Source organism: Methylorubrum podarium (genome assembly GCF_022179745.1).
In the GTDB taxonomy this organism is placed as follows: Bacteria; Pseudomonadota; Alphaproteobacteria; order Rhizobiales; family Beijerinckiaceae; genus Methylobacterium; species Methylobacterium podarium.
Window position 1 is genome coordinate 1 of sequence record NZ_BPRD01000630.1, and the last position, 3,925, is coordinate 3,925.

General features: G+C 69.2%; 3 protein-coding genes. All 3 read right to left on the bottom strand.

The annotated features are described in order from the left end of the window. A partial coding sequence (locus MFF42_RS24955; protein WP_238258647.1) for an LPS-assembly protein LptD occupies positions 1–1,754 on the bottom strand: 1,754 nt, incomplete at its 3' end. Positions 1,755–1,787: 33 nt separating this feature from the next. Continuing rightward, positions 1,788–2,876 carry an LPS export ABC transporter permease LptG gene (gene lptG, locus MFF42_RS24960; RefSeq protein ID WP_238258644.1) on the bottom strand — a complete coding sequence of 363 codons (1,089 nt, stop codon included), beginning with the start codon at positions 2,874–2,876 and terminating at the stop codon, positions 1,788–1,790. 10 nt (positions 2,877–2,886) lie between these two features. Further along, on the bottom strand, positions 2,887–3,925 hold a 1,039-nt coding region (gene lptF / locus MFF42_RS24965), incomplete at its 5' end, for an LPS export ABC transporter permease LptF (RefSeq protein WP_238258646.1).

The following is a 3,925-nucleotide window of genomic DNA, read 5'->3' on the forward strand; positions in this document are numbered from 1 at the left end:
GCGATCACCTGGGCGATCGGCTCCAGGGTGTGAACGCCGAGACCGCCGAAATCGGCGACGAAGGGGTAGCGGTAGTCGAGGCCGATCGCCGGCATGACGCGGCCGGAGAAGCCGTCGTCGACGGTGGTGATGTTGTTCACCAGCGCGTTCTGGAAGCCCGACCGGCTCGGGTTCACGAAGAAGGCGTCGGTGCGCAGATAGGTGAAGGGCGTGAAGACTTGGCCGAAATCGTCGATGAAGCTGCGCCGCCAGGAGACCTGGGCCGAGAGCCGCGTGTCGGTGCCCCCTAAGCCCCGCACGATGCAGCGGTCGCGCACAAAGGTGGTGCAGGTCTCGTAGAGCGGGTAGCTGATCCCGTTGACGCTCGGGGCGAACAGGTAGCTGCCGGTGCGCGGGATGCCCTGGAAGTCGGTCGCCTCGCGGCTGAGGCTCGTGACGTTGGCCTCGAACCGCACCTCGCCGCCGAGGCCCTTCGGCCCGTCGATGCGCTTGTCGTAGTCGATCACCGGCAGGACGACGGGCTGCTCCTTCTGCCAGTCGAAGCTCGACAGGGCCTTGAAGTAGTAGCCCCGCGCCTCGAACCACGAGCGGTCGCCCTGGCCGATCAGGTAGGCGGTCGAAACCGCCTCGCGGAAATAGTCCGTGGTGATGTTCTGGTTGCGGATGCGGTAGTTGTCGAGGAACCACTTGTCGGTCACGCCGACGAGGTCCCAGCCCGTGCGCCAGTGCTCGTTGATGAAGAAGCGCCCGCGCGATTCGACCGAGCCGCGGAACTCGCGGTCGGCCGCGCCCAGCGGCCCCGGCAGGAAGGCCGAGGGCGTGGTCTGGAAGATGCCCGACAGGCGCAGGTTGTAGCTGCCGTTGTCGATCCGCTGGCGGAACTCGGCCTGGCCCAGCACGCCCTGGCGCGAGACGAAGGCGGGCGAGAGCGTCAGGTCGTAGCTCGGATCGAGGTTGATGAAGAACGGGGTCGCCACGCCGGTGCCGATCGCCGTCGAGGTGATGAAGCGCGGCGTCAGGAAGCCGGTCTTGCGCTTCACCGTCGGGTCGGCCGACTCGAAATAGGGCAGGTAGGCGACCGGGATCCCACCGAGCTCGAGGGTCGAATCCTCGTAGCTGATCGTGTGGGTCTCATTGTTGTGGATGATCTTGGCCGCCTTGATCTGCCAGAGCGGCGGCGTCTCCGGATGGTCCTTGCACGGCTCGCAGGCGGTGTAGGTGGCGTAGTCGAAGCTCGATTGCTCGCCCGCGATTCGCTCCGCCCGCGGGGCGGAGATGCGGGTGCGCACCGTCTCGCCCTTGAGCTGGACGCTCTGCTGGATGCGCAGGGCGTCGACGAAGCCGTTCTTGAAGTCGTCGGTCAGCTCCATCCGCTCGCCGGTGACCAGCGCCCCGGTCTCGTCGGTGAGGCGGACATTGCCCTCGGCGAAGACCCGGCTCGTGCCGCGGTCGTAGCGCACCCGGTCGGCCTGGAGCGTGCGGGCGCCGTAATGCAGCTCGGCATTGCCGCGGGCAGTCACGGTGTTGCGGTCGTTGTCGTAGATCAGCTCGTCGGCCTCGACGAGCAGGCGCTGGCCCTTCTCGTTGCCCTTGGAGCCCGCGAGCTTTTCGAGTCCGGCCTGGGCATGGGCGCGCGGCGCGGCGAACCCGAAGGCTGCCGTCAGCAGTGCGGCCATGGAGACCGTGATCGCGATGTCGGCGACCTTACGCAACGCGTCCCTCGAACCCTGTGCAGCCCCCTGCACGACGATCACACCCGAACCCGACTCCACCCGGAGCACCGCGCATCAGCCGTCCTCCTGGTAGAGAAGCGTGAGCGTACCGAGCAAGCTCCCTACCACGGCGGGGAACCACGCCGCCACTGTCGGCGCGATCATGCCCGATGCGCCCAGCCCCTCCATGACCTGCCGCGCGACGTAGAGAACGAAGCCCGCACTCACCCCGCCGAGCACCAGTTTCCCGACGCCACCAAAGCGGAAGAACCTTAAGGAAACCGTTGCCGCCACGAGGACCATCGCGAGGTAGAGCAGGGGCGTTGCCAGCAGCACATCGTACTGGAGGCGGTAGCGCGTGGCATCCAGCCCGGCCCGCTCGTGGCGTGCGATGGTGTCCGGAAGTTGCCAGAAGGGCACAGATTCCGGGGGGGTGAAGCGCTGGCTGATCTGGCTCGGGTCCAGCGTCGAGGCGACGAGGTAGACCTCGTGGCTCTCGGGCGGTTCATCGCGTGTGAGAACCCGCACATCGCGCAACTCCCACCAGCCGTCGTGCAGGGTGGCGCGGGCCGCCTCGACCTGCGCGGTGAAGATGCCCGCGTCGTCGAACTGGAAGACGGTGACGCCGGCGAGCGTCGTCGTGCCCTCGATCGCCGTCTCGGCGCGGATGATCGCCTGCCCGTCGACGCTGCGCTGGCGCAGCCACAGGTCCTTGCCGGTGCCGGCCTTGGTGGATTTGGCGAAGATCTTCGCCTCGATCTCGCTGGAGCGCTGCTTGAGCGCCGCCGAGAGGGGATTGTAGGCGCCGATCGCCAGCGCGCCGATCGCCAGGGCCACGAAGGCGCCGGGCTGGAGGAACTGCCAGGCGGAGATGCCGGCGGCCCGCGCCACCACGAGTTCGAGCTTGCGCGAGAGCTGGAGCAGGGCGGCCATGGAGCCGAACAGCACCGCGAAGGGCAGCACGCTCTCGGCCACCGCCGGCGTCCGGTAGAGGGCGAGCTGCGCCATCAGCCCGGGCGAGGCCCCCTCCGCGTCGCCCGCGCGGCGCAGGAGCTCGACGAAGTCGAGGGTGTAGACCAGGGCGAAGACGGTGAGGAACACGCCGAGGATGGTGCGCACGAAGCGCCACGCGAAGTAGCGGCCGAGGGTCGCGCCGATCAGCATGATCGTTCCCTCAGGCGCGCCCGGCCGCCGGGCGCCGCCGCAGGCCCCCCGCGAGCCGCCGCCCCAGCCGGCCGAGCCGCTCGTTCATGGTCCGCACCCGGGCGCCGCCGAAGATCAGCAGGCAGGAGAGGGCGATGGCCCCGAGCGGCGCGGCGTAGATCGCCACCACCGCGCCGGGGCTGCGCACGGCGGCGCTGCTCGCGGCGAAGCCGGCGATCCGCAGTGCCACGACGCCGAGCACGGCGCCGGCCACGGCCATGCCCCGGCCCTGCCGCGTGGTGCGGGGGTCGCCGAGCGCGGCGAAGGCGATGAAGGCGAGGGCCAGCGGGTAGAGCCAGGCGGAGAGCCGGTCGTGCAGCTCGGCCCGGAAGCGGCCCTTCTGCAGGCGGTAATAGCCCTCCCCCGTATCGGGGAAGAGCAGCGCCAGGGTCGAGCGCTCGCGCGGCTTGTAGACGGTCTCCGCGTCCGGGGGCGTGAAGGCGGCGAGATCGACGGCGTAGCGCTCGTAGCTCACGATCGAGGAATCGCGGCTGTCCTTCTGCTGGCGATGGATGCTGCCCTTCTCCAGGACGAGGTAGGTCTGCCCGTCCACCTCGGTCACGCGCCCGCGCTCGGCGAGGTAGACCACCGCCTTGCCGGCCTCGCGCTTGTCCTGGATGAACAGGCCCATGAGCGAGCCGTCGGGCCCGCGCTCGCGGAAATGGAAGGTGATGCCGTTGTCGAGCGCCGTGAACTGGCCCTCCTTGACCACGTTGGCGACGAAATCGCCGCGCACCCGCGTCAGCACGTCGCGCAGTTCCTGGAAGGAGGACGGCATCACCTGGATCGTCAGGAAGGCGACCACGAGGCTGACGGCGAGCGCCAGCGTCGCGAAGGGCCGCAGCAGCTGGCGCGGCGGCATGCCGGCGGCCGACATCACGATCAGCTCGGAATCGCCGTTGAGCTTGTTCAGCGCGTAGACGCAGGCGATGAACAGCGCCACCGGGGCGATCACGGTGATCAGCGTCGGCAGCGACAGGGCGGTGATGAACAGGAAGACGAGGAGCGTC